Consider the following 24014-nt stretch of genomic DNA (forward strand, 5'->3'; position numbering starts at 1 on the left):
CTCCTGGATTTACCGACTAGAATACGCAACGAGTCCCGTAGTGCCCACGAGGGGTATCGCACTGCATGCGGTACGGCGTACAGAGTTCGTTAGGGTACAAAGGAACGTTGGACACGAACAGCCATGGACGCTAACAACGCCCGGGGCGCAGTACAGGCGTAACACGTAGAGGTGAGGGTTTAATGACCAATCCAGCAGAGCAGGACAAGTTGGCTTCTGAGGCTCAGATGCCAGCAGCTCCGGTGACCAAGAATGCTGGTCGCGGCAATGCCATGAAGGGGCTGTTCTGGTACGGCCTTGCTCGTCTGCTGCTATTCCTAGTGCTGTTCTTCATTCTGCTCGTGATTATCTACCTCGTTAATGTGCAGATTCCGGCTGCAATTACGGCTGTGTTCGCACTGATTATTGCGATGCCGCTGTCGGTTTTTGTGTTCCCGAAGCTGCGCGTCCAGGCCAATGAGTCTGTTGCAGTGTGGTCGGAGAACCGCCGCGCGCACAAGGAATACATTGCGCAGCAGATTAAGGACCGCGAGGAAAACTAGCGCACCTTCTCCAGGGCCCGCTCGATAGCCCGGTTCACCGCTTCCGGAGCCTCGAGCGGCAACATGTGGCCGGCCCCGTCGACTTCAACCAGTTCGGCGTCCGGCCACTTTTCCATAATTAGGTCTGCTTGCTTGCGCGGAGTGACATCGTCCTTCGTGCCCACCAGTACCGCTCCTGGCAAGCCCTCCAAGTAAGGCCCGGATGCGAACTCGTCGTGATCCTGCAGGTCGTCGAGATATCCCACGAAAGTTTCCAGCGGTGTTTCATTAATCATGGCCGCGTGGAACTCGATGATCTCGTAGTCCGTGCGCCGGGCGAACACCGCCACCGCCAACGACGGCGCCATCAGTGACGCGATTGCCTCGCGGAACTTGCGAATCTCCTTCGGCGAGGACTCAATTGCATTGCGCGCCGCATCCGCCACCGGGGACGCCAGAATCTGCGGCACACCCTGGGCGGCCAGCTTGTCGATAGACGTGGAAATCAACACTACGCCTGCTATCCGACGGCGAATGCTTTCCTCGGCAGCCCGCACCATGTGCAGTGCAATCAAACCGCCTAGCGAATGCCCAACCACGATGAGTTTTCCGGTCGCGGCACGCTCGGCGATCACGGCCAGCGCATCGGCCGCAGCCCCTTCGACCGTGCAGAGTGAAGCCGGAACCGCTCCGGTCAGGCCGTGGCCGCGCAGATCCATAGTCAACAGGCGTGCTTCCGGGTGCGACTTGCGCAGCGCGTTGAACTGCCGGTACCAGGACTCACCAGCCAGGGTGAAGCCGTGGACGAAGACGATGGTCACGGGTTCTTTGGCGGGTTCGCTAGGTTCAACCTCGTACCAGTGCACCGGAATATCGGTGGTGACAGCATCCGGCTTGTCGCTGGCCTTCCGCTCGTCGTCCTTGGCCGCAATCTCGGCCGTGACCGGTGCGGTCTTGATATGCACCACGCCGGTTGACGTGAGATCGGTGAGTCCCGGTTCACGGGTCTGCGAATGCAGCGCACCGTGCTCCAGCGCCAGTCGGCGGCGTCCCGATTTGGTCAAACGCAGAGCAGCGCTGCGGGCGAAAGCTGGAGCCTTGGCTGCTGTGTCGCCAACTCGGGTTGCGGCCTCCTGGACGTCGTCAAGCGCCTTGTGCGTCAGTGTGCGGAAGTCCATCGGTACCCCCTAGCTGAGCGCGAGTGCGAGTGCCGTAATGACGGACCAGGCAAGCATCATCTTGCCGGTAAGCCCCAGTACCGGGATGAGCTCCTTGCCCTTCTTATGCATGCGAATTGGCTCGGAGGCCTTCACCCACAGCGGCACGATGAGCAGACCCACCAGCGCCCATGGGCGCCAGAAAGCGATAAAGCTGCTGGCCAGCGCGGGCATGAGGGAGAGAATCTGCCAGACGATGCGGGTGCGGAAGTCGCCCAGGCGAACTGCCAAGGTGATCTTGCCGGTAGCGGCGTCGGTGGGGATGTCGCGCAAGTTGTTCGCCAGGTTCACGGCAGAAGACACCGAACCAATACCAATTGCGCAGGCCAGGCCGACCCAAGACAGCGAGCCCGTCTGGGTGAATTCCGTGCCGAGCACCGCGACGAGACCGAAAAAGACGAAGACCGAGACCTCGCCAAGTCCGCGATAACCGTAGGGATTTTTACCGCCGGTGTAGAACCACGCAGCCGCGATGCACAGTGCACCGACCAGAATGAGCCACCACGCGCTCATCAGGGACAGCGCCACACCGGCAAGACCGGCGACACCAAAGGAACCGAACGCCGCGTACTTCACAACCTTCGGCTCGACCAGACCAGAACCCGTCAGGCGCAGCGGGCCCGAGCGGTCATCGTCAGTGCCGCGGATGCCATCGGAGTAGTCGTTGGCGAAGTTCACGCCCACAATCAACGCCCACGCGACAACCAGCGCGAGCACCGCACGTCCCCAGATAATCGGCGCGTGCGTCGATGCCGCTCCGACACCGACGATGACCGGCGCAAACGCATTCGCCCAGGTATGGGGGCGCGCGCCTTCCAGCCAATCGCTTAACGACGCCGTTGCAGGACTCTTTGGTGCTTCAGACATGAATTAATAATAGGACGTGACACCAAATGCCTTGAACTAATGCGTGTCTGAATGAGCTAAAAGAGCGCCGCGACTTTCTTCCGGTCGACCTTGCCCGGACCAATCAGTGGCAGGACCTCCACGCGACGCAGGTCCTTGGGAATCATCCAGTGATTGATTCGCCCGGCGTCTTCAGCATCGCCGAGCCCGTCCATGACATCGCCGAGCTCAGCGATGCCTTCATACGCTGCGACGATAGCGTGGCCGAGCCTTGGGTGTGGCACACCGACCACGCAGGCTCCCGTAACTCCATCGATGGCGAGCAGTTCACGTTCGAGGACTTCGGGGTGCAGCTTCAACCCGCCGGAGTCGATGATGGTGTCCAGGCGTCCCGTAATGACTAGTCGGCCATCGTGGATCTCGCCCGCATCGGAGGTGGCGAACCAACCTGGTTTATGGAAAGCCTCGTGACTGGGCGCGTTGCGGTAACCGTGTGCAGTCATCGGTCCGCCCAGCCAAACGCGACCATTTTCGATGGCGACCTGTGCACCTTCGATGGGCTGTCCGTCATAGACGCAGCCGCCGGCTGTCTCGGAGGAACCATAGGTGGTCACGACGTTGATGCCGAGTTCTTCGGCGCGCGCTGCCACCTGCGGGTTCAAGGCTGCGCCGCCGACAAGGACAGCATCAAACAGGCGCAGGGCTGCCGCGCCAAAGGGTTCTTCCATGGCCTTGGCCAGCTGCATCGGAGCCAGCGAGGTGTAGGCACGGTCGCTGGTGAGGGCCTCGGCGCCGTCGGCGAATGCGGCCACATCAAAACCGTCGGTCACATCCACACACACCGGATTCGTGCCCGCGAGCAGCGAACGAATGAGAACCTGCAGGCCAGCGATATGGTAGGCCGGCATCGCCAGCAGCCACTGCCCTTCACCGCCGAGCCACTGATGTGTAGCGGTAGCAGAGGAGACCAAGTTATCCACCGTCAGCTGTGCACCCTTCGGTGTGCCGGTGGAACCGGAGGTGCCGACAACAAGCGCGATGGATTCATCAATTGGCTCACCTGCGCGTTGCGAGTTCCGCAAGATTGAGGCGCGCGTGCCGTCGTGAAGCGGAACGGGAAGAAGAGAGACCTCACCGTCCAGCGCAGCGCGGAGGTCGGGCAGGATGGCGGTCGGGTTGTGGGGATTGATGGAAAGCAGGCTGAGCGTACGCACAACCCAAACCATAGTCGGTGTTATTCCGTAGTTTCTGGTGGCGAGGTCGGAACAATCGTGGCCTCGGGCGCGTTGCGCAGACCAAAGACAGTCATAGATAGAAAGGCGTCGAAGATGGGTTGGATTTTTGGTAGATCAGCGGAGCTGGTGCCGGAAGATGAGGCGCTAAAGGGCGGCTCGCACCCGGTGTTGGAAAATCCGAAGCCGCATGCGGTGCTCGGCACGCCGATCACCGGCCCATGGGAGGAAGGCCAGGAGGTCGTCTACATCGGGATTGGCTGTTACTGGGGTGCTGAGAAGCTGTTTTGGGAAACACCGGGCGTGCTCAGCACATCGGTCGGGTTCGCCGGGGGCATGACGCCGAATCCCACCTACCGCGAGTCCTGCACCGGACGCACCAACCACACCGAGATTGTGGAGGTCGTCTACGACCCGGAGCAGATTAGCTTCGACCAGCTGATCGCCAAGGCCTTCGAGGCCCACGATCCCACGCAGGGCTACCGCCAGGGTAATGATGTCGGCACGCAGTACCGTTCCGCGATCTACACGACGACGCCCGAGCAAGCGCGCCGGGCACAGGAGATCGCCGATGCCTACGCGCCGAAGCTTGCCGACGCTGGCCTGGGGGCCATCACCACGGAGATTAAGCCACTCGCGGAGACCCCGGCAGGGGAGTACTACCGGGCTGAGGATGAGCATCAGCAGTACTTGTTTAAGAATCCGAACGGCTACTGCCCAGTGCATTCGACCGGCGTGGCCTGCGGAATTTAAAGGCGAAACTTCGTAGAACGCTTAATTGCGATTAGTAAAACTCACTGAGAAAAGTAAGGTGGTTATATTAATCCGATAGTCGAATAGGAGTGAACCCTTGTGGTGAAGCAAGTACTGCGCGTTGCATTTGCCTTCGTCGGCGTGGTCGTCGGCGCGGGCTTTGCGACGGGTCAGGAAATCATGCAATACTTCGTCGCCTTTGGCATCAATGGTGTCTGGGGTGCCGTTCTCTCAGCGGTAATCATGAGCCTGATGGCGATGATCATTTTGCAGCTGGGAAGCTATTTTCAGGCCAGCGAGCACGGCGAAGTTTTCCGACGCGTATCGCACCCCATCTTCTCGCGAGTACTGGACATTGGCGTGATTATCACGCTCTTCGCCACCGGGTTCGTCATGTTCGCCGGTGCCGGTGCCAACATGGAGCAGCAGTGGGGCATCCCTGTGTGGATCGGTGCCGTAATCATGGTGTTGGTGACCATTGCAGCCGGTTTCCTCGATGTTGACCGAGTGACCACAGTGATCGGTTCCATCACGCCGTTTATCGTCGGCTTTATCCTGCTGGCCAGTGTTTATACGCTGGCGTTCACCGATGCCACCCCGGCCGCGGAGCAGGCAGCTGCCGTTGCGGAAGTCCCGACTACCCTGCCGAACTGGGTTGTCGCCGCAGTGAACTATGTTGGTTTTAACCTGATGGTTGCGGTTTCCATGGCGATTGTTATTGGCGGTAGCCTGTTCAATCCCCGCGCCGCTGGAGCCGGTGGGTTTACCGGTGGTTTGATTTACTCCGCGATGCTGCTGATTACCACCATCACGCTGTTCCACACTGTTGGTACTGTCGCCACCGATGCCGTGCCAATGCTCACCGTCATTAATCGACTGCACCCGTGGCTGGGCCAGGCCATGGCCGTGGTAATCCTTGGCATGATCTTCAACACGGCACTTGGCATGTTCTACGCACTGGGGCGTCGCGTCACCGCAAATCACCCGGAAAAATTCAAGATTGTCTACGTCGCGCTGGTCTTGCTCGGTTTCGCCTTGAGCTTCATGGGCTTCCAGAACCTAATCGGTTGGGTCTACCCAATCCTGGGCTACATCGGTCTGCTGCTCATTACTGTCATGCTTGTTGCCTGGTTGCGCGGCCGCGAGCGCATCAGTGAAGAGACTTCCCGCCGCAAGCGCATCTTCCGCCTGGTCCGCCGTGGCCGGAACAAGGAGGCCCGCGAGGAGATTGAAGACTCCAACCTCAGTGTCGAAGAGGTCCGCGAGGCGATCGAGGAGTAGGTGGGCTGCTCGTAGCGCCGCCGTCAGTCTTGGGATCGGATCGCTTTCAATGATGTCGCCCGAGCCCAAGCCACGAACGCCGCCATCACAATGGCGGACACGAGAACCATCACTGGCCACCGATCGGGGTAATCACGGACTACCCAAGTCCATCCCCATTCCGAGGTCCACCACAACGGTGAGGCGCTGAGGACATCACCGCCAACCATCACCGCCCAACCGCCGAGCGCGACCGAGACAAAGATTGCGGCCGCCACACTTCGACGCGCAATTAAGCCGGTCACGGTCACAATCATCGCGGCCACAAGAGACGCGATTACCGCCTGGTACGGCCAGGGGTTAATGCCCGTCTGGCTATTGGTCTCGCCGCCTGCACCACTGATAACCACCGCAACCACCAGCACCGGCAGGAGAAACGCCATATCCAAGGCAAACAGTCGGAGCGTGATGCTGCGTCGCGCACGCCGATACATCAGTGCTGGCCAGGCATCGGCTTGCGAAGTCCATGTCATGATGGCCACCACGGTTGCGGCCGTCGGCACGCAGACGAAACTCAGCAGCCCCAGCGCATACTCCGGGTTCCACACCACACGCACGACCGCAAGTCCGGCAAGCATCAGCGCTGCGAGACTCCACCAGGTGCGCCAGGGAAGGGTCGCGCTCATGCCATGGCTTAACGACGAAGTGCTGCGTTCCCGGCCCGTCGGCAAGCTGAGAGATTTTCCGTGCGCAAGCAATGCGATGGCAAATAGACCTAGCCCGAGGAGTAAATGCAGCAACGCGGGCGGCAGGATGGCGATGTTCCAGATCTCGCTGTCGGCGGGAGCCGAGATGGAATTAGCCTGCACTCCGTGGATAGGTAACGTTGGGCGGATTGCCCAGGTCCACGGGAGAACTTTCCAGTTTGGGCTCATGGCGTCCAGTGTTCCTGCGATGGCCCAAGCGATGGAAGCGAGCGGAGCGAGGAAGAGAGCTGCGCGTGGCACAAGGCGCCATAGGGCAAGGCCGAATGTCCAGAAGACGAAGAATGACAACGTGCTAAAGAGCGTGAATTGCAATGCGGTGCTCACGCTCCGGGCAAGGAGTGCAGCCATCAATGCGTGACCGAGGGCCGCGGAGGCAATGACAGTGGCTGCGCGGGCAAGGAGCACTCGAGTGCCCGAGATATTGCGCCAGATTAGGCCGCCTTGGCGGAGTTTTTCTTCACGGTTTTGGCCGATGACGGACGTAATAGCAGCCAGGGGAGGAAGCAGGATAAGCGAGTAGATGTGGGCGCTCGCCATGGCGGTGGCGTCAACGCCTCTAGAAAAGACCATGCTGACCAGAGCGATTGCCACCATGATGATGGGAAGAAACATGGTGAGTGACCACTTTGCCCGCAGTAGCTCGGCGCGGAAGTAGCGGCGGGCAGGAACGGTGCGCGTGTTAAGAGTGCGCGTGTGCGGTTGAGTGCTCATCGGGCAACACCTACTGCGGTGAAGAAAGCTTGCTCGAGGGATTGACCAGCAGCCGCAAAGTCAGCCAGCGGGCCTTCGTAGACCAGTCGGCCACCAGCAAGGACGCCAAGGTGGTCAACGCTCTTCTCGACCTCTCCGAGTTGATGGGAGGACACCACGACGGCCTTGCCACTAGCGGCAAGATTTCGCAACAAGGTGCGCAGGCCCACGATAGCTTCGGGGTCGAGGCCGTTGGTGGGCTCGTCGAGAAGCACAATGTCGGGGTCGGTGAGCAGCGCCATCGCCAGGGAAAGACGAACCTTCATGCCCGTTGAGAAAGCGCGGCCACGCTTGTTACCAGCATGAAGCCCGACCAAGTCGAGGACTTCGGCGATACGGCTCTTGTCCGTGCCGGTCAGATGTGCGTGCACTTTGAGATTGTCGGTGGCTGAGAGCTGTGGGTAGAACGCCGGGCCATTGATGGAGGCGCCGATGCGGTCCAGGTCGACAACGGACCACGGGTGTCCCGCGATGCTGATTTCACCGGAGTAGGGAATTAGCCCAAGCACCGTGCTCATCAACGTGGATTTACCTGCGCCGTTGAGTCCCAATAGCCCGTAGACCTCGCCGGCGCGGACGTTCATATCGAGGCCGTTCAGGACAGGTTCGTTCTTGCCGTAGGAGACAGTGATGCCGCGCAGCTGGAGGAGGGGAGCGGCGGCGTCTGCGGAAGGGCCTGAGGTGGGGGTTGGTGCGTTCATGCCTTAAGTAATAGGAGTGTTTGGCACGGTTCGCGCCCTCCCTGAGGATGAGGTGGCGGAAATATCCTCCCTAGGGAGGAGGCGATAGCGAGGATGACGGTACCAGCGAGGAGAAGCTACAGCAGCCCGTTTTTCGCAGCCCAAATGACAAGATCCACGCGACTGCGTGAGCCTGTCTTGGTCAACAGGGATTTCACATGGGTTTTCACTGTCGTCGTGGCGACAACCAACCTGCGAGCAATTTCGTCATTGGAAAGCCCTTGGCAGACGAGGTTCAAAATCTCCTGTTCGCGGGGTGTGAATTGGGTTCCTGTGTGAGTGGGGTCTGAGTCAGCGCCATGTGTCGAGAACGCTCTCGCTGGCTGTCCTGAGTGCGGTGCGCGCGGTGAAACATGCCGCAACACCATCGGCGTCACCTTCGGATCGATGACTCCTTCACCACGGTGGATACGCATGATGGCCGAAAGCAGCTCACGGGGATTGGAGTCTTTGAGCAAAAAGCCTGCGGCCCCAGCTTCTAAAGCGCCGAGCACCAGGTCTTCTTCGCGGAAAGTGGTCAGTACCAAGACTTTTGGAGTGGAAGCGCGAGCCGCACCTCCGGACGGCACGCCTTGCACAATCTGTCGTGTGGCCTCGATACCGTCCATCACGGGCATTCGAATGTCCATGACGACCACATCGGCTCCGGAGGCACGACGCACAGCCTCGGCGCCGTCGCCCACGGCACCAATGACTTTCATCTGCGGGTGGGCATCAATAAGCTGCGCGAAAGACTGCCGAATCAAAGCCTGATCTTCAGCCACTAATACTCGAATTACATCCATTGCTCGTCTTTCTCAACAGGATTGACAGTCAGCCCTGCTTCGGTCGAACCGCTTACAGCCGAATACTGACGCGGAACATGCCGTCGCTTTCACCATAAGTCATCTCGCCACCGAGCTGAGCCACGCGTTCTTCCAGACCAATCAGGCCAGCGCCAGCTCGCTTCCTGGGTTCCAAAGTTTCGCTCTCAGCCCGGTTTGCAGTCACCAAATGAACCCGCGCCGGGCTGTCATCAGCATCGGCAGGTGGATCGATTACCAGTGCCAGCTGACCAGCGCCCGATGAGTGCTTGGCCATATTCGCGGCCAACTCCGTCACTGCCCGCACCAAAGTCAAACGCTTCGCGAGTGGCCAATCCGCCAGGTCTCCATAAGACTCCGGCAGAGTCACCGAAACATCGCGACCCGGCGGACAAACTGCCGCAACCAGACGCGGAATCTCATTCGGGTCAGCGCTAATCTCGCCGCCATCACGTAGCGCATCGACAAGCGCATGCACATCCCGCAACGATTGGTCTGCGGTCTGGGCAATACCTTCCAGCGTGGTCTTTTCAGCAGCGGATTCCGCTCGTGAGCCATCCATCTCCGCCAGGTACAGAGCGGTTTGGGCCTGAACCTTAATAGAGGTGAGTCCGTGCCCCACGACGTCGTGAAGCTCCCTGGACAACTCCAGCTTGTTGAGCGCCACGACGTTCTCCAACTCCGCGGCATGTTCCTCGGCGTTGATGCGCAGCCATAGTGGCACTGCGTACGCGCTCGCCGTGATAAGCACCGCCGGTAGTCCGAAGACCAATAGTCGTTCCGGGGTAAAGCCGAAGGCAGGAACTGCCGGGTTGAGGAAGCTGCCAATCAACCCTAAAAACAGCCCAACGATGCCCCAGGTGCGATTCGGTTCCCACCTGGTCACAGCCCATAGAGATAGTGGGGCAGCAACAATAATGGGGTCTAGCCCAAGGTTCACTGGGGATAGCCACACCAGCAAGGCGAGACCCGCTAGGGCACTGTACGTAACCACAAACGATGCACGCACTGCTTTACGACGAAACGCTGCGGCCCCGGCAATCATCGCGGACAGAATCACATTGGTGACATAAGTAAAGCTCGGGCCATAAGTAAGTAGCGGCGTCATGCTCAACCAGCAGCACAGCAGGAAAGCAGTCGCAATAGCGAGATCGGCAGTTGGGAACGAGCCGACAAAGAAACGTACCCGGCTGCGCCAGTCGAGTGGGGCAGGGGTCTGCGCGGTGGCAGGCTGTGCGTGCATGGAGGAAGCGGTGCGCTGCATGTGTCTAGGCTAGCGGTCGGTGGCTTGCGCGGTTTAGTGTGAGTTTTCCACTTGCCGGAATGTGATGTTGATGCGGCCCTCTTTAAGCCCGCACCCCTCCGGCAAAGTGCCGCGACGAGTCTTGGGCACACCATGAAACGCAAGCCGCTTCGGACCACCAAACACAATCACATCCCCGCTGGCGAGAGTCACGTCATCCCAGGGTTTGTTGCGGTTTTCAGTCCCGCCAATGCGGAACAGGGCCTCATCGCCGATAGAGAGTGACACAATCGGGGCAGGGTAGTTTTCGTTTCGATCCTGGTGCATCCCCATGGTGGCCCCGGGCGGGTAGTAGTTGACCAACGCCATGTCGGGCCGAAAAGTGGTGGGCCACTGGCTGAGGGATTCGTCGTAAAGCGCGGCAGCGCCGAGTGCTTCGGTAGCGAGCTGTAGCAGGTTGTCAGGCACGGGCGGGACGCGAACGCCGCCTGCGTGCGTGACGTAGCGGTAGGGATTGGTGGCCCACATGCGGCCGAGATGCAGCATAAAGACCTGCATCTGACCACTTTTGAGCTGCGGGCGAGTCATGGCCAGGGGAGTGCCGGCAACGTCGCGGGCGATGTCGCGGAGTTGCGTGATGATGCCCGCCTGCCGGTCCAGGGGAAGCCATCCCGGCAAATGAACAACTCCCGGCGTGATGCGGGCATCGTCGCGCGGGAGTTGATCGAAGAGCATAGGTCTAGTTTGCCTCTTAACCCGCGATGATTGCGTTAACCGGGCGGGAAAGGAACTGCGGACCAATCTTGCCCAGGTAGCGCAGGATAAAGTCTGCCGCCGACACCGAGTAGAAGTGACGCTGGCGCTCAATGAAGTTCTGCGGGTGCGTTGCCTTCCACACAGCATCAGCGACTTGGTTCGGCGTAATGCGCACGCCAAGACGACGGGTGGAACCGGCGGAAACGTCCGCCAGCTTGGTCTTCGCCCACAGCGGCATGATTGCGACGACGCGGATCTTGTCCTTGCGCCACTCCAGATCCAGAGCCTGCGTCAGACCAGAGACGTAGAACTTCGACGCGGAGTACGGCGCGATGTGCGGCTGGCCGTAAATGCCCGAAGCCGAACCCATGTTGACCAGGTGAGACCCCTTAGTGCGCTTCAGGTACGGGTGCGCCGCCTTCGCGCCCAGTGTCAGGCCGGTGCAGTTGATGTCCACCTGCGCGCGGATAATCTCCGGTGACTGGTCAGTGATATCGCCATCGCCGATGATGCCCGCGTTATTGTCCAGCACCGTCAGCTTGCCGCCGGTGTGGGAGGTGAAGTCCGCAAGCGCGTCCTCCCACTGCTTAAAGTCCGTCACGTCCAGCTTGCCGACGATTACCTCCGGGCGCTCAGCCTTGAGCTTCGCCAGGGCATCCTCATTGATGTCGTAGACGCCGACGGTCCAGCCTGCAGCCAGGAACTTCTCGGCCACCGCGCGGCCAATGCCCTGCGCGCCGCCGGAGATGAAAATGGACGGGGAATCAGAAGTGGCCATGGTGTCTCAATCCTGCCTTTTCTTGCTGTTTTTATAAGTGGATAAGTGTTATTTGCCAGCTTAGGTGAGTATTTGTTGTTTAACCGCGGATTAGAGGAAACGCGCCCTGATTACAAACGCGCCCTCTACACTGGCCACCATGAAACCCCTGAACATCCCACCAGGTCCCGGCATCCCAAAGGGCCTCGTCATCCCCGCGGCGGAGCTCACCGAACGCTTCGCGCGCTCCGGAGGGCCGGGCGGTCAGGGCGTTAACACCACGGATTCCAAGGTGCAGCTATCGGTCGATATCGCCGAGCTCAGCGTGCTTTCCGACGTCTACCGCCGCCGCGCTCTCCAGAACCTCAGCCACCGACTCGATGGCACGACACTCACCGTGTCGGTTACCACGCAGCGCTCCCAGGTACGCAACCGCGCGGAAGCCCGGCGTCGCATGGCAGATCTCATCCGAGAAGCCGTGCAGCCACCGCCTCCGAGGCGCCGGCGGACTCGACCGAGTCGGGCCTCGATTGCGCGTCGTAAAGCGCAGAAGCAACGCCGCTCCGAGCTCAAAGCCAGCCGACGTCGCCCCAGCGCCTACTAGGGGATATGGGATTTTCGTGCATCCGTTGCAATATAGAGGAATGAACGAAAATCAGGTCCCTACCGAAAAGGCAGCTGAAGCCGTCGCGGAGTTCAACCGCGTGCCCTCGATCCTGTCCATCCAGTCGCATGTGAGCTACGGCCATGTGGGTAACTCCGCTGCCGTTTTCCCGCTGCAGCGCGCAGGTTTTGAAGTGTGGCCGGTCCACACCGTCGATTTCTCCAACCACACCGGCTACGGCCAGTGGCGCGGCCCGATGATTCCGGCCACGGATGTGCGCGAGGTTATCAAGGGTATCGATGAGCTGGGCAAGCTTGACGACGTCGATGCGATTATCTCCGGTTACCAGGGCGGTAGCGATATTGCGGATGTCATCATCGAGGCCGTGGCGATGGCCAAGCAGCGCAACCCGAAGGCCATTTACTCGTGTGACCCGGTGATGGGAAATGCCAAGAGCGGCTGCCACGTCTCGGATGACATTCCGCCGCTGCTGCGCGACAAGGTTGTGCCGGTGGCAGACGTGATTACGCCGAACCAGTTTGAGCTGGGATACCTGACGGGCCGCGAGGTCAACGACCTGGAGTCCACCATTGCGGCAGCCCATGCTGCTCGTGAGATGGGCCCGGAGGCCGTGTTGGTGACCAGTGTGCTGCGTCCGGAGCGCAAGGAGGGCGAGATTGAGATGCTCGCCGTCAATGGTGCGGGCGCATGGCTGGTGGCGACGCCGTACCTGCCCCTGAAGCGCAACGGTTCCGGCGATGTCGCGGCTGCGCTGTTTGCAGGCAACCTGCTGCGCGGTCGCGGTATTTACGGTGACCTTTCGGTCGCGTTGGGTAACACAGCGGCCAGTATCTTTGAGCTGCTGAAGGTCACGCACGAGTCCGGCTCTGGCGAGCTGGAGCTCGTGCGCGCGCAGGAGGCCTACGTTCACCCGGAGCAGCGTTTTGAGGTTACGAAGGTAGCGTAGCGCTTTATAAGCGAATATAGGGGGGGAGTCGATGGCGGCAGCACTTATGTGTTGCCGCCATCGTCGTACCAGGTCTTCGGGATTTTTCTGCCTTTTACCTGGGTTCTAAACATTTGCGCAACAAGAAGAAAAGATTTTGAACCATTGAAATAAAGTTTCCAATGAGTAGATAATGAAAACGGTTACTACTTAGTTGTGCCTATCCTTCAATAAAGGGGAGTAAATGTTTTCTACCCGCACGGGGCGAACCCTGGCTGTCTCGGTCTCTGCACTTGCGATTTGTGGCCTCGGGTTGACCGCCTGTTCGAACCCCGATGATAAGTCCGCCTCCGGTGCCGCCGGGGACTCCGGCGCCAGCGCCGAGCAGACCCTGGTCCTGCTGGATAACAACGAAACCGGCGGATACAACCCGGTTGCTGGTTACAGCAGGTCCGGCGATTCCCCGGTCTACGAGGGCCTTTTCCGGCTCAAGCCGGTGTCGGGTGACACCTCCACGAAGCCCGTCGACTTTGAGCCTCTGCTAGCCTCCGGCCCCGCCGAGCCGAGCAATGGCAACAAAACGTGGACCGTTCCAATCAAGGACGGAATCACCTTCTCCGACGGGACCACCTTCGGGCCGGAGGACGTCGTGGCGACCTACAAGGCCATCCTCGACGAGCGCTCGGCCTCCTCTGAGGCTCCGAACTGGGAAATGCTCGATGAGGTGCACGCCGACGGAGACAAGGTCGTCTTCGAGCTGAATATCCCGTACGCGGAATTCGATCACCAGCTCCTCAACGGCATCGCCCCGTCGGAGGCCTTCAACTTCGATGATTTGAAGCCCGCCGAGGACTCAGATCTCAATACCAAGCCCGTGGGAACTGGCCCGTTCAAGCTCGAATCTTTGCGTGCCGACGAGGCCATCTTCACGGCCCGCGAGGATTATCACGGCGGGGCCCCTGAGCTGAAGAAAGTCATTTACCGAGTCAATCAGGACGAAAACTCCCGTGCTCAGCAGCTGCGCGGCGGCGAGGGCGACGGAACCATTATGGAGCCGGCGTTGGCGCAGGAATTTGAAGGCCAGGAGGGATTCAAGGTCGAGTCGGCGCATTCGGCGGACTGGCGCGGAATCACCCTTCCAGCGGGCAACCCGGTCACCGGTGACCAGGCAATCCGCAATGCGGTCAACCTGGCTGTCAACCGTGAGGCCATGGCGAAAGACGTGATGAAGGGCCACGCGAAGCCGAACTCCACCTTCCTCGCGGACTTCTACGGCGACGCCTACGACCCGACCGCCGAGATCAAGCACGACACCGCGAAGGCCGAGAAGCTTCTCGACGACGCCGGGTGGAAGAAGGGCTCGGACGGCATCCGCGTCAAGGACGGCCAGCGCGCCGCGTTCGATGTCATCTACTTCCCGAACCGCGATCACGCCCGCACAGACCTGACGTTGGCCGCAGCCTCCGACCTGAAGAAGGTCGGCATTGAGGTCAATCCGGTCGCCCGTGATTCCAAGTCTGTCACCCGCGAGGACTACGCCAAGACCCCGGTCATGCTGGGAGGAGGCGGTACCCCGTACTCCGTCGACGGCCAGATCTACTCAATCTTGCACTCCAAGTACGCTGAGCCGGGTGCCGGTGCCAAGTGGGATAACGGCTCCGACTACGTCAACCCGGAGATCGACAAGCTGCTCGACCAGGCGCGCGTCGAAGCGGACCAGGCCAAGCGAGACGAGCTCTACCGTAAGATTCAGAAGCTCTACGCCGAAAAGCCCGCCATGCTGCAGCTGGTCTACGTTGACCATGTCTATGTCGAGCGCGACCGTGGCTACACGCACCCGGATGCCATCCTTGAGCCCCATGCCCACGGCCTGAACTTCGGCCCGTGGTTCAACCTGGGGGCATGGCACAAGTAAATGACAAAAGCCGAGCCACACCCACGTCCTCACCCTCGCTCGCGCCCGCACTCACACCCGCGTCTACACCCCTCTGAGCATCAACCCCGTTTCAAGAGCCGGAAACGGCAGGTCGCAGGAATCGTCGTGAGGCGAGTGCTGGTAGCCGTTCCCATCGTTGTGGCGGTGACGGCAGCAGTGTTCGCGCTGGCGGCGGTGAGCCCCTTCGACCCTTTGGATGCGTATCTCAAAGGTCAGGCGGGCAACCTGACCGAAGCGCAGAGAGTCTCGATTTCTCACCAGTTGGGGCTGGATAGGCCCTGGTGGGAGTCGTGGTTGGTGTGGCTGCAGGGCCTGGCGGTGGGCGACCTTGGCATTTCGAGGTCCTACTCACAGCCGGTGACGCAGGTGCTCGCCGAGCGTCTGCCGTGGACGATGCTGCTCGGCGCCTGCGGACTTGCCGGAGCTATCGCGCTGTCATTCGTTCTGGCACTGTGGGCTGCGGTGCGGCGCGGGGGAGTGCTAGACCGGCTAGTCCTGTCGATCTCGACGGTGATTCAGGCGACCCCGCCCTTCGTCGTTGCACTCGGCGGCCTCGGCCTTTTTGCGTTGGCCTGGAAGCTATTTCCCACCGGAGGCCTGACCTACCCGGGCGAGCCCGTGACTTTCTCCTCTACAGTGGCGCACCTTACGCTGCCAGCTGTCGTTCTTGCGATTACGCAGGTGCCGTGGCTGGTGCTGTCGTTGCGTGAGTCCATCGTCGAGGTCATGGACTCCGGCGCGGTCACCGGAGCGCAGGTCCGCGGCATTCCGCGCCGAACGATCATTTTCTCCCATATCCTGCCGACCGCAGTGCCGCCTTTCCTCGCGCTCATCGGCGCGCGACTGTCTGAGCTGGTCGTCGGATCGACACTGGTGGAGGCGGTCTTCGCGTGGCCTGGGCTCGGAACCGCGCTGGTCAAATCGGCTCAGAGCTTGGACTTTCCGCTGCTGAGCATTCTCACTATCGCGACGACGGCTATCGTCCTGCTCGGAAATCTGCTTGCCGACGTCGCCTTCGTCGTCCTCGACCCACGGGTGGATGCAGATGCTTAAAACGACAAAGAGGCCGGTCGCCCCGGTCGTGGCCGTGGCGTGCCTGGTCCTCATCGCTGCCTACGCCTTTTTAACTCCGCTGTTTCACGACTCCGACCTGGTGCTCACCGACTTCGCCAATTCCGGTGTCGCCCCGGGGCCTGAGCACTTCTTCGGTACCGATTCGAAGGGGCACGACGTTTTCGTTCGAGTTGCTGCGGGAATGCGCATTTCCCTTTTCATTGCACTGGTCACGGCAGTGTGCTCGGCGATCGTCGGTATCGTCCTCGGCGTTACCGCAGGCATGCTCGGCGGGCGCGTCGACCGCGTCATTATGCGCAGCGCCGACGTCACCAACGCGCTGCCGCACCTGCTACTGGGGCTGCTCATCGTCAGCCTTTTCCGAGGCTCGGTCCCCGCAATCATCATCTCCCTGGTACTGACGCACTGGGTGACCATCACCCGAACGGTCCGTGCGTCCGTGCTGCATCTGCGGGGCGCCGAGTTCGTCGAGGCCGCGCTCCTGTCCGGAATGAGCCGCGCACGCGTGCTAGCTCGGCACGTTGTTCCGGCGGCACTGGGGCAGTCCTTGGTCGGCCTTATCTTGCTGATCCCGCACGCAATCTGGCACGAGTCGACGCTGTCTTTCCTTGGGGTGGGCCTGCCGCCGCACAAGCCGTCTCTCGGGACTCTGCTTGCCGACGCCGAGGGCGCCCTGCTTCTCGGCCATTGGTGGATTTTGGTGTTTCCCTCGTTTTTCCTCGTCGCCACAACGTTGTGTATTGCGGCCGTCGGCACGCATTTGAAGGAGCGGGTGACCGGACAGGAGGTGCTGGTGTGAGTGCTCGGGAGGGCGTCGGCAAGCGAGAGAAGCTGCTGGACATTGAGAGACTGACAGTGCGGATTCCCCTGCGCGGTGGTGACGTGGTGCATGCCGCGACGGGCGTGTCCCTGACTGTGGGTAGGGGAGAGGTCGTCGCGGTTGTGGGTGAGTCGGGCTGCGGAAAGTCGATTATTGCCTCGGCGGTGGTTGGCATGCTGCCGCCGCACGCGAGAGTAGAGGGGCAGGTGCGTTTCTATCCGCGCGAAGGGGCAGCTGACAGTGGTGCAGAAGCGGAGAGGAACGCCGAGCCCATCGAAATTCTGGCGCGGCGACGTACCGGCGCGGGCCTTGCTCGCACTGACGAGGAGCTGGCGGGGCGGCAAATCGCGCTAGTACCGCAGTCGGCGGCGACGTTTTTGACACCGGTGCGCACGGTCGGGGCACAGCTAAAAGAAACAATTTCCGTTCTGGGACGCAACCACACGGTGGAGGAGATGCTGCGGCGAGTCAGCCTGGATGCGGAGGTCGCGGCGCTGTATCCCCACGAACTTTCCGGGGGTATGGCGCAGCGCGCAGCAGTGGCATTCGCCCTGGCTGGCGACCCTGCTCTGGTGATTGCTGACGAGCCGACGGCCTCCCTCGACCCCGACCTGACCATGGCCCTGCTGCGCATGCTTCGCCAAATCGCCGACAGTGGTGTGGGAGTCATGCTAATTACGCACGACATTTCCGAGCTGCGCGATAGCGGCATCGCCGACCGAGTTGCAGTGATGTACGCATCGCGCCTTGAGGAGACGGGACCGGCAAAACAGGTGATTGAGGCCCCAGCCAGCGAATACATGCGCGACCTGCTCGCAGCGCTGCCCGAAAACGGCATGCGGCCGATGCCCGGCGTGGTGCCGAGCTTGACGAACCTGGACGAGGACTATTGCTACGCGCGCAGGCTCGAGGAGGCGGGGAAATGAACGAGGAGGCTGTGGTGAGTAAGGCGTTGGTGAGTGAGCAGGCTTCGGTGAGCTGTGACGCGCAGGCGAGTGGCAAAGCGCTGGTCGCCGAGAACGTGTCGAAGTCATTCGGCGCCAAGGACGGCTCTGCGAGAGTCGTTTTATCGGACGTTTCCATCAGGGTTGATCCAGGGCAGATCGTCGGGCTTCGTGGGCCTTCGGGGGCTGGCAAGTCCACGCTCGGCCGTATCCTCGCAGGCCTGGAAGTGCCCGATTTAGGGCAGTGCTTCTGCGACGGGGTGCCGGTCGGCGCTGTGCGCAGCCGCGCCGGGCAGCGGGTTCGTGGCCAGATTGGGATGGTGTTTCAGTCTCCCCGAAGGTCCTGCGACCCGCGGATGACTTTGGGGCGCACCATTCGCTCAGCCGCACGACAGGGGCGGCAAGGGCGACGGGATGGTCAGCGAACCGGGAAAAGTGTGGACATCGACGAGCTCATCCGAAACGTTGGGCTGACTCCGGACCTTCTCGATCGCTTCCCTAGCCAGGTCTCAGACGGGCAGCTCCAGCGTGCCGCAGTCGCTCGCACCCTGGCCGCCGGTCCACGCTACCTCATCTGCGACGAGATGACCGCCATGCTCGACGCCGCCAACTCCGCGGCAATCGTCGAGGTCATCCGGGATTTCGCCGTATCTGGCGGCGGTGTTCTCATGATTAGCCATGAACACAGGCTTCTCGCCGCCGTGTGCGACGGCGTCGTCGCCTTAGAGTAGCGATATTGCTTAGCGCCCAGCTTGGAGTCATTGAACCTTCACTGCCTGTGATCGCCGATAGAATTTAGGAATTAGGGTAGCCATACCTATGACAGGTAGTGTAGGCTCTCCTTTTGTTGGTTGAATGGTTGGCTATCAATCGTTACTTGCTTGAAGGACTTCTATTGATTGATTCAAAAACTCCAAAGCTTCGACTTTTGACCCGATCGGACTTGGAAGATATCGAACTCGAACCTTCGCTGGTTATCCGTGCAGTAGAAGATGGATACTTGGCATTCGCGGAAGGTTCCTCGCAGTGCCCGACAAAAATGATGATTGACTTACCGGTTGAGAGCCGGGACTCGATTGCTTTTTCGATGCTCGGTTTTGATGCCAACCGTGATCTCGTTGGATACAAGACCTCTTATCGCCACGGAAGCGACAACCCAGATAAGTACTACACCACCATTAGTCTCTACGACGATGAAAGCGGCATGCCATACGCGCTAATGGACTGCCAAAAAGTTGGAGCCTCGCGAACTCCCGCTACGACAGCATTGATTGCGCGAGAATGTGCACGCGCTGATGCGAAGACTGTGACTGTTTTTGGCACTGGGATTCAGTCAGTTAACACACTTTCCTACTTGGTCACAGCAGTGCCGAGCCTCGAAAAACTACAGCTGCATGGAACTCATCCGGGAGGATTAGAAAAAAGCCGGAAGTCGCTTAATCACTGGTTTCCCGAGCGGAATATCGAACTAGTTGAACGCGATGATGCTTCTGTTATGAAGGCAGTTCAAAGCAGCGATATCACCGTAGTTGCTTCCGGTCGTGCCTGGCACCCATCGATTCAAACTGAATGGATTCCCGAAGGTGGGCTGCTAATTTCTGTTGCTTCCAAGGGAATTGCGGATGGTGCTGTTGCTGCTGCAGACAGGGTAATTGCTACTAGTGCCGGACAGTTCGAGCTAGTTGGGCAGCGATTGCTCCAGGGCAAAGAAGTGGAATTGGATGCAACACTACCCGATATTCTCGCGCGAAAGGCCCCAGGGCGCACGAATGAAACTGACCGAGTTTTTGCATTCTCGACGGGAATGATTATTACGGATATTCCAGTTGCTCAGGAACTTGCGGTTCGTGCATTTTCTGCTGGGCGAGGTACGGAGGTGTCGCTATGGTCGTAACGCTCGCTGTCGGCACTACGGGAAATGAAAAGTGAACGATAAAACTTTTGCTTCTACACCCTCTGTGCCCAAGACCTCGACCCTGGTCCCGAAACAACGTGACTGGGCGAAAGATTTACTGTCAATTCCAAGTGACGGCGTCTCGGAACTAACTCGTTTAGCCACACTAGCGGCAGGGCCTTTTCATGTTCTAAATACTCAGGTTTTTCGCCAGAATTTGAATGCTTTTGCTGCTGTTTGCGAGCGTCACGGAGTCGACTCGCATATCTACTTCGCTCACAAAGCAAATAAGTCTGCGTGCTGGATCCCCGCAGTCGCCGAAGAGGGGCATTGCGTAGACGTTGCGAGCGGGGAGGAGCTCACCGGCGCTTTAGGCGCTGGTGTGTGTGCTGCCGACTTAGTTGTTACGGGTGCGGAAAAATCGCAATCGCTTTTGACTCTTGCTCTCAGGCAGAGAGTTCTAATTGCAGTAGATTCTCCGAGCGAACTATTCCGAATTAATTCGCTGGCTAAGGATCTTGGAGTCGTTGATGCTCCGGTGTTGATTAGGTTACTGCCTGAAGAACAGCCTGAGACTCGCTTCGGCACCTCCATGGCACAGTGGCTTCGAGAGCTTGAGGCCCTGCGAGAACAATCTAGTAATGGGATTGACTGTAGGGGCGTGACCTTCCATTTGAACGGATACAGTCCCGCTCAGCGTAACCGCCAAGCACATAAAGCTTTGGATTTTATGGAAATTCTTCGAATTAAAGGATGGACGGCAGAGATGCTGGACATAGGTGGAGGATTTTCGGTTCAGTATTGTGAGCCATCCCAGTGGGAAATGTTTCGGGAAAAGGTTATTGATTCACCGGATAAGCGAGACTATTTTCATTCTGGTCGAATTCCAGAAGGGCTTTATCCGTATGGTGGGCAGGGCAATGATGGCCCTGAAATGTTAGATGAAATTCTTTCAGGAGTAGCTAATTCGCCTTCAGTTGAGAGGATTGATAAAACTAGCACTTCGCTTGCGGAACGGCTAAAAAATGGGCGATTTCAGTTGGCCATTGAACCAGGCCGAGCGGCGTTAGATGGTTGTGGATTGAGCGTTTTTCCAATTCAGGGTGTGAAATGGAGAGACGACTACATAATTATTACTGTTGCGGGTTTAAGTATGAGCCTTTCTGAGCAATGGAAAGGCAGTGAATACATGCCTGACATGACGTTATGGGAGAATCCCGGCTCAGATGATGGCGCCAATTACATGGGCAGGCCTAGCGGTGGCAGTAATTGTCTATCGCGCTCGGTTGGTGTCTGTGTTGGCGGAAGTAGCTGTATGGAATATGACATGCTCACTTGGCGAAAGGTCCAAATGAATCGAATTCCGAGAGTTGGGGATTTGGTTATTTATCACAATACGGCTGGTTATCAGATGGACAAAAATGAAAGCGAATTTCATCAAATTCGCCTGCCCATGCGGTTTGTTTGGGAAGGTCGGGGAAGCTTGCCGAAAATAGATAGGCCTTTATATCGGGAATTGGTTTAAATGTCTAATTGGGGTCTGTCATGATTGATTTTCCATATTCTGAAAAAAAATTAAGAAAACCTTGCGCAACATGTTCGCTTGAGAGTTGTAGTTTAATTGGAAACACGCCAATTCTTGAACTGTGTAATACCGGATCCGGAAGCCGGTTATTACTGAAGATGGATTGCCTAAATCCGACGGGAAGCGTAAAGGTGCGAATGGCGCTGGAGATGATTGTTGCTGCGGAGATCTCCGGCGAGCTCAAGCCGGGCGGAAGAATCATTGAACCCACTAGTGGAAACACTGGTTTAGGTCTGGCATTTGTGGCCTCTCAGCGGGGATACAAGTTTACGGCGATTGTGGATCATCACGCTGCTAAGGACAAGCTGCGTTCCATGCAAGCACTTGGAGCAGAGTTGGTCTTCGTCGGGGATAAAGAATCCTGTGTTCCGTCTACGAGCCTTAGACGTGCGAAGGCCGCAGAAATTGTCGCCGAGACCTCGGATGCATGGTGGCCAGATCAGCACAATAATCCCAACAACCCAGCTGGTTACTGGCAGCTTGCATACGAACTCGATGAGCAAATCCCAGAAAAGGTTGACGTTCTCGTTGCGGCAATCGGAACGGGCGGGACGTTGTGCGGTACAACGGAACATCTGAGGAAGCTTGGGCATACCGCCGAGTCGTTGGCTGTTGAACCCGAAGGCTCCATCATTTTTGGTGGGGTGCCAGGGGCATATAAGCAATCAGGTGCCGGTGCTCCGTCGGGTTTCAAAATCGGCAATAACGTCCGCTACAACCTCATCGACCATGGAGTCAAAGTTAGCGATGTCAAGGCATTCGCTGTGGCCCGAGTGTTGGCTAGGGAACATGGGCTCATGGTTGGAGGCACAGCAGGTGCTGCAATCTACGAAGGTTTGCGTCATCTACACGAGTTTCAGGCAGGAACAACAATGGTCGTCATTGTTTGTGATGCTGGTGAGAAATATCTCGACACAATTTTTGATACTGATTGGCTTCAGAAAAATCATTTGTATTCAGAAGTTATGGAGCGTCAAGTTTCGCGAATGCTCAGAGCCTATGGTGATTCTCGTGCCATTGCTAGTTCCTTCGAGGTGGCCGGGTGATAAAACCAGCTCGTGCAATTGGCCAGCAAACCGTGTCCTACCGTGATGTCTATTCGCTTGCGCTACCCATCGCGGGCGTTCAGCTAGCGGGGGTTGCGCTAACCACGACCGATGTGCTGATGCTGCAGACCCTCGGTGTAGTGGCAATTGCCGGCGGCGGACTCGCAATGCAGTTCTACAACCAGATTCGCACCATGTGTGTCGGTATGGTCACCGCCGGAGGCAACCTAGTAGCCGAGGCCGCGTCGGAGTGGGAAAAGACAGGCGAGGAAGTTGCGGCTGAGCGAATCCGCCAAGCGGTACGCAGTTGCATGGCCGTCGGTACCGCAACTGCAATCATTGGTGGCCTCATCGTGATTTCATTTGGTGCGCTTGCACTCATCTTGCCCATCGACGACACTGTTGCCGAGCTAGCGTTCTCGATGACGGTCGCGCTTGCACCAGGCCTTATCCCGATGATTTGGCTCAATGTCCTGCGGCAGTTTGCAGTCGGCATGCGTCGGCCGGGCTCTCTGCTGGTGGTTACGCTCATCTCCATCGTTGTCAACGCTGCTCTCAACGCTGGATTCCTCCGGCTAACAAGTGTCAATGAATGGGGAACTGCATGGGGACTGGTGGGCATCGGTCTGTCGACCACCTGCGTCCAGGTTTTTACCCTGCTGTCCTTTGCTGGCTTGCTGCAAAGAGACCGTCAGCTACGGAAATTCTTCGCGGTCATTCCGAGGCCCGGCGACGCAGCATGCATGAGGCGCATTATTCGGCTTGGGATTCCAGTTTCGCTTACCTACGGCTCTGAAGCTGCGATTACTACTATCGCAGGTCTAGCGATGGGCCTGGTTAGCCCAGTCATGCTGGCAGCGCACACCGTTGTTAACCAACTCGCTTATATCGTCTACCAAGTATGTATCGGCTTCTCGCACGGAGGATCTATACTGGTCAGCCGTGCATTAGCGGATGGTGCCGAGGCAGTCAAACAGGTATCACGTCGGGTTTTGCACGCAGTGGGTATTTATCTTGCCGTCGTCGGTTTGCTCTGGTTGCTACTGGGCAAGTACGTCGTTGGACTGTTCCTTACTGATTCCAACGTTAGTGCCAATCCCGATGTACGCCATATAGCGACAATCTTGTTGTGCCTTGCCGTGCTTCAGCAGTTCGCTAAAGGCTCCCAGAACGTGCTGGTGGGGCTCCTTCGTGGGCTGCGCGACACGAAGTCGGGTCTCAGTGCGACCCTTTGGGGCTACTGGGCGGTGGGGGTTCCAGCTCTCCTGATTCTTGGCCTTGGCCTTCGTTGGGAAGGATATGGCGTTTGGGTTGGGCTCATCCTTGGCTTTTCCACGACCGCTGCTCTGCTTTACCGCGCTCTGCAGCGTCACCTGCAACCCACTAGTTCCGTGTGACGGCCGAAGCTTCGTAACACCCATCCAGAAATAGTCTGAACCATCCACGTAAAGATGACGTTTTCCCTCTACCGAAGGGGATCCGAGGAGCTGAATATGCGGTCGACTGACCGCCTGCTCCGG

At 58.9% G+C, this 24014-nt stretch carries 23 protein-coding genes; 14 read left to right on the forward strand and 9 right to left on the reverse strand.

The window, feature by feature from the left end; all coding sequences use genetic code 11:
* Nucleotides 1-182: 182 nt before the first annotated feature.
* Nucleotides 183-542 carry a DUF4229 domain-containing protein gene (locus tag QP977_RS03840; protein WP_016422003.1) on the forward strand — a complete coding sequence of 120 codons (360 nt, stop codon included), beginning with the start codon at nucleotides 183-185 and terminating at the stop codon, nucleotides 540-542.
* On the opposite strand, the gene QP977_RS03845 is transcribed toward QP977_RS03840, so the two are convergent.
* The 3 genes from QP977_RS03845 to menE are packed head-to-tail and all read right to left on the reverse strand — an operon-like array spanning nucleotide 539 to nucleotide 3810.
* The gene (locus QP977_RS03845) at nucleotides 539-1699 is read right to left on the reverse strand and encodes an alpha/beta fold hydrolase (protein ID WP_016422004.1); all 1161 of its coding nucleotides are present in this window, start codon (nucleotides 1697-1699) and stop codon (nucleotides 539-541) included. The two genes, QP977_RS03840 and QP977_RS03845, sit on opposite strands and share 4 nt — an antisense overlap.
* 9 nt (nucleotides 1700-1708) lie before the next feature.
* Nucleotides 1709-2605 carry a 1,4-dihydroxy-2-naphthoate polyprenyltransferase gene (locus QP977_RS03850; protein ID WP_016422005.1) on the reverse strand — a complete coding sequence of 299 codons (897 nt, stop codon included), beginning with the start codon at nucleotides 2603-2605 and terminating at the stop codon, nucleotides 1709-1711.
* 56 nt (nucleotides 2606-2661) lie between these two features.
* Nucleotides 2662-3810, reverse strand: coding sequence for an o-succinylbenzoate--CoA ligase (menE, locus tag QP977_RS03855; protein WP_284847154.1), 1149 nt, complete (start codon nucleotides 3808-3810; stop codon nucleotides 2662-2664).
* Nucleotides 3811-3912: 102 nt separating this feature from the next.
* On the opposite strand from menE, the gene msrA reads away from it, so the two are divergent.
* Complete coding sequence (msrA, locus tag QP977_RS03860) at nucleotides 3913-4569, forward strand: peptide-methionine (S)-S-oxide reductase MsrA (protein WP_048732380.1); 657 nt, start codon at nucleotides 3913-3915, stop codon at nucleotides 4567-4569.
* 99 nt (nucleotides 4570-4668) lie between these two features.
* The gene (locus tag QP977_RS03865; RefSeq protein WP_016422008.1) at nucleotides 4669-5850 is read left to right on the forward strand and encodes a YkvI family membrane protein; all 1182 of its coding nucleotides are present in this window, start codon (nucleotides 4669-4671) and stop codon (nucleotides 5848-5850) included.
* Between the two features lie 23 nt (nucleotides 5851-5873).
* Here QP977_RS03865 and QP977_RS03870 read toward each other — a convergent pair whose 3' ends face one another.
* The 6 genes from QP977_RS03870 to QP977_RS03895 all read right to left on the reverse strand — a co-directional run bounded on the left by QP977_RS03870 (nucleotide 5874) and on the right by QP977_RS03895 (nucleotide 11666).
* Nucleotides 5874-7307, reverse strand: a complete 1434-nt coding sequence (locus tag QP977_RS03870) for an ABC-2 family transporter permease (RefSeq protein WP_284847155.1) — start codon at nucleotides 7305-7307, stop codon at nucleotides 5874-5876.
* Complete coding sequence (locus QP977_RS03875; RefSeq protein WP_049172353.1) at nucleotides 7304-8047, reverse strand: ABC transporter ATP-binding protein; 744 nt, start codon at nucleotides 8045-8047, stop codon at nucleotides 7304-7306. Before QP977_RS03875 ends, QP977_RS03870 begins: the two co-directional genes overlap by 4 nt.
* A 116-nt stretch (nucleotides 8048-8163) precedes the next feature.
* Nucleotides 8164-8850, reverse strand: coding sequence for a response regulator (locus tag QP977_RS03880; protein WP_246815967.1), 687 nt, complete (start codon nucleotides 8848-8850; stop codon nucleotides 8164-8166).
* Nucleotides 8851-8923: 73 nt separating this feature from the next.
* Nucleotides 8924-10153 (reverse strand): sensor histidine kinase, encoded by a 1230-nt coding sequence (locus QP977_RS03885; RefSeq protein WP_049192988.1) that lies wholly within the window; start codon nucleotides 10151-10153, stop codon nucleotides 8924-8926.
* Nucleotides 10154-10186: 33 nt separating this feature from the next.
* A complete protein-coding gene (locus tag QP977_RS03890; RefSeq protein WP_284837517.1) occupies nucleotides 10187-10867 on the reverse strand; it encodes an alpha-ketoglutarate-dependent dioxygenase AlkB family protein in 681 nt (226 codons plus the stop codon).
* Between the two features lie 16 nt (nucleotides 10868-10883).
* Entirely contained in the window at nucleotides 10884-11666 is a 783-nt protein-coding gene (locus tag QP977_RS03895) for an SDR family oxidoreductase (RefSeq protein WP_070546372.1), read from the reverse strand.
* A gap of 139 nt (nucleotides 11667-11805) precedes the next feature.
* Here QP977_RS03895 and arfB point away from each other — a divergent pair, with 139 nt between their 5' ends.
* From arfB to QP977_RS03950, 11 genes are all read left to right on the forward strand, one after another.
* Nucleotides 11806-12249, forward strand: a complete 444-nt coding sequence (gene arfB / locus QP977_RS03900) for an alternative ribosome rescue aminoacyl-tRNA hydrolase ArfB (RefSeq protein ID WP_048732538.1) — start codon at nucleotides 11806-11808, stop codon at nucleotides 12247-12249.
* A 40-nt stretch (nucleotides 12250-12289) separates the two neighbouring features.
* Entirely contained in the window at nucleotides 12290-13216 is a 927-nt protein-coding gene (gene pdxY, locus QP977_RS03905; protein ID WP_246820031.1) for a pyridoxal kinase PdxY, read from the forward strand.
* A 223-nt stretch (nucleotides 13217-13439) separates the two neighbouring features.
* Nucleotides 13440-15110: an ABC transporter substrate-binding protein gene (locus QP977_RS03910; RefSeq protein WP_016422017.1), complete on the forward strand. Its 1671-nt coding sequence runs from the start codon at nucleotides 13440-13442 to the stop codon at nucleotides 15108-15110.
* Nucleotides 15111-15245: 135 nt separating this feature from the next.
* The gene (locus QP977_RS03915; RefSeq protein WP_224783768.1) at nucleotides 15246-16184 is read left to right on the forward strand and encodes an ABC transporter permease; all 939 of its coding nucleotides are present in this window, start codon (nucleotides 15246-15248) and stop codon (nucleotides 16182-16184) included.
* A complete protein-coding gene (locus QP977_RS03920; protein WP_016422019.1) occupies nucleotides 16177-17004 on the forward strand; it encodes an ABC transporter permease in 828 nt (275 codons plus the stop codon). The genes QP977_RS03915 and QP977_RS03920 overlap by 8 nt, the downstream gene beginning before the upstream one ends.
* The gene (locus tag QP977_RS03925) at nucleotides 17001-17951 is read left to right on the forward strand and encodes an ATP-binding cassette domain-containing protein (protein ID WP_016422020.1); all 951 of its coding nucleotides are present in this window, start codon (nucleotides 17001-17003) and stop codon (nucleotides 17949-17951) included. Before QP977_RS03920 ends, QP977_RS03925 begins: the two co-directional genes overlap by 4 nt.
* Nucleotides 17948-18700 carry an ABC transporter ATP-binding protein gene (locus tag QP977_RS03930; RefSeq protein WP_016422021.1) on the forward strand — a complete coding sequence of 251 codons (753 nt, stop codon included), beginning with the start codon at nucleotides 17948-17950 and terminating at the stop codon, nucleotides 18698-18700. The genes QP977_RS03925 and QP977_RS03930 overlap by 4 nt, the downstream gene beginning before the upstream one ends.
* 164 nt (nucleotides 18701-18864) lie before the next feature.
* On the forward strand, nucleotides 18865-19863 hold the full coding sequence (locus tag QP977_RS03935) for an ornithine cyclodeaminase (protein WP_070653449.1): 999 nt from the start codon (nucleotides 18865-18867) through the stop codon (nucleotides 19861-19863).
* Nucleotides 19864-19894: 31 nt separating this feature from the next.
* Nucleotides 19895-21388 (forward strand): type III PLP-dependent enzyme domain-containing protein, encoded by a 1494-nt coding sequence (locus QP977_RS03940; RefSeq protein WP_083324576.1) that lies wholly within the window; start codon nucleotides 19895-19897, stop codon nucleotides 21386-21388.
* Nucleotides 21389-21408: 20 nt separating this feature from the next.
* Complete coding sequence (locus tag QP977_RS03945; RefSeq protein ID WP_080985592.1) at nucleotides 21409-22494, forward strand: PLP-dependent cysteine synthase family protein; 1086 nt, start codon at nucleotides 21409-21411, stop codon at nucleotides 22492-22494.
* Nucleotides 22491-23891, forward strand: coding sequence for an MATE family efflux transporter (locus QP977_RS03950; RefSeq protein ID WP_016422025.1), 1401 nt, complete (start codon nucleotides 22491-22493; stop codon nucleotides 23889-23891). Before QP977_RS03945 ends, QP977_RS03950 begins: the two co-directional genes overlap by 4 nt.
* The last annotated feature ends 123 nt before the right edge of the window (nucleotides 23892-24014 follow it).

The sequence above is a fragment of the Corynebacterium sp. MSK012 genome, from assembly GCF_030232435.1.
GTDB lineage: Bacteria > Actinomycetota > Actinomycetes > Mycobacteriales > Mycobacteriaceae > Corynebacterium > Corynebacterium jeikeium_D.